The organism is Kaistella palustris DSM 21579, from assembly GCF_000422265.1.
Taxonomy (GTDB): domain Bacteria; phylum Bacteroidota; class Bacteroidia; order Flavobacteriales; family Weeksellaceae; genus Kaistella; species Kaistella palustris.
Window position 1 is genome coordinate 121,658 of the sequence record NZ_AULL01000019.1, and the last position, 6,000, is coordinate 127,657.

The 6,000-nt window shown below is 41.5% G+C and carries 5 protein-coding genes; 3 read left to right on the forward strand and 2 right to left on the reverse strand.

The window, feature by feature from the left end; genetic code table 11:
- Positions 1-41: 41 nt before the first annotated feature.
- Complete coding sequence (gene cax / locus H562_RS0109675; RefSeq protein WP_027377326.1) at positions 42-1,100, reverse strand: calcium/proton exchanger; 1,059 nt, start codon at positions 1,098-1,100, stop codon at positions 42-44.
- Positions 1,101-1,269: 169 nt separating this feature from the next.
- Between cax and ligA the strand changes: the two genes are divergently transcribed.
- On the forward strand, positions 1,270-3,270 hold the full coding sequence (gene ligA, locus H562_RS0109680) for an NAD-dependent DNA ligase LigA (protein WP_027377327.1): 2,001 nt from the start codon (positions 1,270-1,272) through the stop codon (positions 3,268-3,270).
- Positions 3,271-3,558: 288 nt separating this feature from the next.
- Here the strand turns inward: ligA and H562_RS0109685 are convergent, their stop codons facing one another.
- Entirely contained in the window at positions 3,559-4,644 is a 1,086-nt protein-coding gene (locus tag H562_RS0109685) for a tyrosine-type recombinase/integrase (RefSeq protein ID WP_027377328.1), read from the reverse strand.
- Positions 4,645-4,780: 136 nt separating this feature from the next.
- Between H562_RS0109685 and H562_RS0109690 the strand changes: the two genes are divergently transcribed.
- On the forward strand, positions 4,781-5,395 hold the full coding sequence (locus tag H562_RS0109690) for a hypothetical protein (protein ID WP_027377329.1): 615 nt from the start codon (positions 4,781-4,783) through the stop codon (positions 5,393-5,395).
- An 80-nt stretch (positions 5,396-5,475) separates the two neighbouring features.
- A complete protein-coding gene (locus H562_RS15745; protein ID WP_027377330.1) occupies positions 5,476-5,706 on the forward strand; it encodes a hypothetical protein in 231 nt (76 codons plus the stop codon).
- Positions 5,707-6,000: the final 294 nt, after the last annotated feature.

The following is a 6,000-nucleotide window of genomic DNA, read 5'->3' on the forward strand; positions in this document are numbered from 1 at the left end:
CCCGCTGAAGAACAGTCGCCGAAACCATTAATAAAAAAAAACTATCCCCACCAGAAAGCGGTGGCAATAATGATATACAGCCCGATCAGTGCGACACCCTCCAACCAGATGCTTTCGCCATCAAAAACAATAAAAGCACTTACCAAAACCGAAAGTGCTAAAGCTGCAAGCAAAAGTGGGCTGAGCACAAAAGACAGAATGGCACCACCGAGGAAAAAAGAAAGTATAATTAACAGTGGATACAGTACCAAAGCGATCTGCAAAGAGGAGTTCATGATCACACTCACCGCGTAATCGGCTTTGTTTTTTAAAGCGAGTTGAATTCCCACAATATTTTCAATTGCATTGCCCGCAATAGCAACTACAATTAAACCGGCAAATACATCATTTATTCCTAACGCTTTCATGGCCGGCTGGAGCGCATCCACAAACCAATCGGAAACGAAGACGGCGCCAATGCCGGAGGCCGCCAGAATAACGAGTGTCAGCGGCAACGACCAGCCGGTTAAAGATTCCGAAGGATCATCGCCATGAATAATTGTTTTATCGCCTTTAATCGAAAATGTTAAATATGCGCCAAACACACAGATCAGAACCGCAGCTACAATAATGTCGAGCTTATCAAGATGACCTTCTGCAGGCGTATGAAGATAAAATGCCAGGGTTGGAACCGCCATTGCAGCGAAAGCAAGTATCATCAGTATGGCATTCATTTTGGGTGCTTCGGAGTGAAAATACTGCCGCCCGTTCTTTAACCCGCCAAACAAAATCGCCATACCAAAAACCAGTACAGAATTTCCCAATATAGAACCCACGAGTGCTGCTTTCACCACCATGTCCAAACCCGCACGAAGCGCAAAAATGCACACAAAGAGTTCCGGCAAATTTCCCAGAGCGGACTGCAGAACACCAGTGGCAGCCGGCCCCATGCGTGTGCCAAGCTGTTCGGTGGCTTTACCCACGATCATAGCGACCAAAATCAGCGAGGCAGCGGCGAGTACAAACAGTAAAACGGCGTTAAAACCGGCATTTGTTGCAAATCCTGTGGCGGCGGCAACTGCGGTAGCCAGACCCAGTAAAATCTTATCTTTTTTCTGCATGAGGTTATTTTTGGTTCATTAAAAATACAAAAAACGGAAAAGCTCAAAAAATGCAATTTCGTGCGTGTGTATTTTTGGCGGAAATAATCGGGCCAATTTTACTTTTAACTTTGACGGTTGCCGTGGTCAGGTCAAATGATTTAGTATTTTTGTGAAAAGCTTTTATAAGATGGCCGAAAACATTAAACAGAAAATAGAAGATCTGCGCACGGAACTTCATCAGCATAATTACAGTTATTACATTGAAGATGCGGCAATAATATCCGACTTTGAATTTGATGTGAAACTGAAGGAACTTCAGGAGCTCGAAAAAGACCATCCGGAATTTTACGATGATAACTCTCCCACTTTGCGGGTTGGCGGCGCAGTAACCAAGAATTTCCCGACTGTTCGTCATCAGTTCCGCATGTATTCGCTGGATAATTCCTATAATTTCGAGGATCTGGAAGATTGGGAAAAACGCATCATCAAGACCATCGACGATCCGGTCGAATTTGTAGCTGAGCTGAAATATGACGGCGCCTCAATCTCCGTCTTATACGAAAACGGAAAACTTACTGAAGGCGTAACCCGCGGCGATGGCTTCAGTGGTGACGAGATTACAGCTAACGTAAGGACCATTTCCGAAATTCCACTCACTTTAAAAGGAGATTATCCCGAACGCTTTTTTATGCGTGGCGAAATTTTTCTTACCAGAAAAAACTTTGATAAGATCAATAAAAGGCGTGAAGAAGAAGGCCTGGATCTTTTTATGAATCCCCGCAACACGGCCTCCGGAAGTTTAAAAATGCAGGATTCGGCAGAAGTGCGCAAACGCGGGCTCACAGCAGTTCTTTATCAATATATCGCAGATGAGACACCTGCAGAAACCCATTGGGAACTTCTGGAAAAAGCGCGGAGTTGGGGTTTTAAGGTTTCAGCGCAGGCCAAACTGTGCAGCAGCCTGGCTGAGGTAAAAGAATTCATTACTTATTGGGATGAACACCGGCATGAACTTCCCTTTGAGATCGACGGTATTGTGCTCAAAGTAAATTCAATCCGTCAGCAGGCGAAATTGGGCTATACCGCAAAGTCGCCGAGGTGGGCAATGGCTTATAAATTTAAGGCCGAAAAAGTGGAGACCGAACTGAAAACGGTTACTTACCAGGTCGGAAGAACCGGTGCGATCACGCCGGTGGCAAATCTGAAACCTGTACTGCTGGCCGGAACTACCGTTAAAAGGGCAACCTTGCATAATGAAGACATCATTAAAAAACTTGGGTTGCACGAACATGATTTCGTATATGTGGAAAAAGGCGGTGAGATTATTCCGAAGATCGTGGGTGTAAACCTGGAAAAAAGAAATCCTGAAAACCGTGAAATCAAATACATCACCCACTGCCCGGAATGCGGAACTGAACTGATAAAGACCGCAGATCAGGCGGTCCATTTCTGTCCCAATGATTTGCACTGTCCGCCACAGGTGGTCGGGCGCATGATTCATTACGTGTCGCGCAAAGCATTAAATATCGAAAATCTGGGAAGCGAAACCATAGAACAGCTTTACCGTGAGAAACTGGTCGAAAACCCCGCTGATCTATACGCGCTGACAAAATCTCAACTGCTCCCGCTCGAGCGGATGGCAGAACGGTCTGCCCAAAATATCATCGACGGTATTGAAAAATCCAAAGAAATTCCTTTCGAAAAAGTACTTTTTGGAATCGGGATTAAACATGTGGGCGAAACTGTGGCGAAGAAGCTCGCGAAAAACTTTGAATCTTTTGAAGAACTGCAACATGCAACCGTGGAGCAACTGATTCAGATCGAAGACATCGGCGGAAAAATTGCCGAAAGTATTGTACTTTTCTTTCAGAATCCCGAAAATCTGCTGATGCTTGAAAGGCTGAAAAGCTACGGCGTTCAGGTGGAAAGAGGAGAAAGTACGGAGAAACTGCTGAGTACAAAACTCGAAAACAGAACTTTTCTGTTTACAGGTAAGCTTTCGCTGTTCACGCGCGAAGCTGCCGAAGATATGGTGGAAAAACACGGTGGAAGAAATATTTCTGCTGTTTCCGCAAACCTTAATTATCTGGTTGTAGGCGAAAAAGCCGGCAGTAAACTGAAAAAAGCCAAAGATTTGGGCAGCATCGAAATTTTGGATGAACAGCAGTTTCTGGATCTGATCGGGTGATCGTTGTGTTTTGTGTCAAGTGTTTGTTGTTTGGTGATTGGTGATTGGTGATTGGTGTTTAGATGTTGTTGTAATTTAAAAAATAGTGGTCGTGATCCGGAACCTAAACTGCGGAACCACGGCTTTTTTGGAGAAATAAAAAAAGTTATCCCCGAAAATTCAGCTTGAGAATTCGTATTCTTTCCCTGCGGTTATTACTTTTTTTAAAAAAATAAGACATCAAATTACCAAACCGATTTTGCCGATGATTCCGGACGGTGCCGCGATGTGATTTTCTTTAAAAAAAATTTACAGTTTATCGAGGGGCGAGGCGACTTTGTTGGTTTGCCGGTCCGTAACATGTGTATAAATGAGCGTAGTACGGATGTCATTGTGACCGAGGAGTCTTTGAATCAGGGAAATGTCGGTGCCGTATTCCAGCAAATGTGTAGCGTAACTGTGGCGTAAACCGTGGATGCCGATTTTTTTTCTGATCCCGGCTTTTAACATTGCGAGTTTAAAAACCTGCTGTACGGAACGCGTCGTCAGATGGCCGCCAAACTGGCCTTCGAACAAAAACTCTTTCGGCCGGTAGTCGCGGTAATAATCGCGCATATTTTGCAGGATCGAGACGGGTAAATTTACATAACGGTCTTTTTTTCCTTTCCCTCTTTCAATTAAAACCCTGTTTGCGGCAGAATCGATGTGCTGAATCTTCAGCTGTGCGATCTCGCTCACGCGCAAACCCATGCCATAACATAACTGCAGAATCAGGCGGTGTTTGGGATTTTCAACGACGGCGAAAAGTTTTTTGATCTCTGCAGTATTCAGTGCTTTCGGCAGTTGCAGTGGTTTTTTGGGGCGCGGAATGTCGAAAAACATTTTGTCGCGGTGCAGTACTTTTTCGAAATAAAATTTTACGGCGTTCATGCGACTGTGGATCTGGTTTTCACTGAGTGCAAGTTCGGTGGTACAGTACAGAAAATAGCTTTTGAGTTTTTCGGGAGTCAGTTGCCAAACCGGAAAATCGCGGATGATGTAGAGCAGTTGCGCGAATTCTACACTGTAGGTACGCATGGTATTTTGTGAGAAACCTTTCAGCAGCAGCATGTTCTGATACTCGGTAAAGGCGTGGAGATTGGCAGTTGAGATTTTGGAGAGTGTTTCTTTGCCGACCAGTGGAATGGGCAGATGAAAAAGTGTGCGGTAAGTTTTGTTATCGGTGACATACCAGGATTTTTGGGTAGCTGACCAATAAGGCATGCAAACTTCTTTCAAAGTGGCGAGTAATTTCTGATCGCGCGGGAATTTGATCCAGATGACTTTTTTGCCGCGATGCTCTCCGGACGAAAAGGCGTAATGTTCCGGCGAAAAGCCGGTATTCGGATTTTTCATAACAATTTGTGTTCGTATAAGAAATAACACCGAAATTACAAAACGGTAAGTAATTGTACAAGAGGGAAATAAAAATTTGCCTGGAAGGAAATATATTCGCATATTTGAGAGTTATCTGTCATTTTAAAAAACCGTGATGAACAAGAAAGTTATAAATATTCCAACAATTATTTTATTGATTTGCTTCAGTTTTCTAATCTTTTCTTGTTACTCTAATAAAATTGACTTATCAAAAAGTATCGACAATAATGAAGTTGCGAAAAAAGCAATTTTTAATTTCGCAAAAAGAAATAAACTTTTTAAAGAGAATTTGGTTTTCAATGTGGAAATTTATAATCCCCTGAATAAAAAAATATTGAAAACTGTTTCTAAAAATGAAAAAAAATGGATTAATGAAGGAGTTTATGAAAATATGATTGTTGTAAATATTTTTGGCGATAATTATTACAAAAATAAGTACTCAACTTTAGAAAATTTATCTGACATAACGAAACCAAATCAGTTTGTCGAAATTGAAAATAAACTTTTTATTTGGTTTGACCCGAAAAAAGGAACGGATGAAAATACGAATGAAATTTTGAAAAAATATGGAGTTTTAACAAATGGTAATAAAGATTCTATGAATATAATAAACGACGCTAAGAAAGGAGCAGACTATTATTTTTGTACTAATAATTTAAATAAATATAAAATAATAAATACAAATATTGCAACTGGATATTATAAACCACCGAAATTAAATTGTAAGTAAAAACGCCAGATAACAGCGGTTTTGCAATAGTGCGGAATTATCTTAAGTTTGAAGATTTTAGATATTTCGAAGTTTAGTTTATGATAGAAAGATTTGGCATTTTAAGCCGCACCATCGCAAAGCCGCAAAACGTTATCTGCAATTTTATCCCGCAAATGTGGTTTTATAACGGAAAAACTGATTTGAATTTCAGAGGAAAAAAAGGGGAAGGTGAAAGCGAAAGAAGTATGATTTCGCCGGCAAACTTACAAAGAGAACTTTGTCTGAAAGTTTCACTTTCAAAGCGAATACTCGCCGTTAAGTTTGGCTAAGTTACCCGAAAATTATGACAAAGTCAAGGCTCCGGTTAATTTTGGGTGATTTCACCTTCCCCTTTTTTGGGGATATTTTTTCCGTTTTCTTTTTTAAACTTCGCAAAGCGGGGTTTTGCAAAATATAAAACAGAAATAAAACCTACCTTTTCGGAGTTAAAACTGAAAATTTTTTGTAGTTTAGGGAAGTGAATAATAAACAAAAAATTCAGATAACAGGGCATTGCCAAAAGATCGGCTCCAGGGCTTAGGCCTGCAGCTATTTGCCGATCCTTCGGCAATGCCCGACCGTTA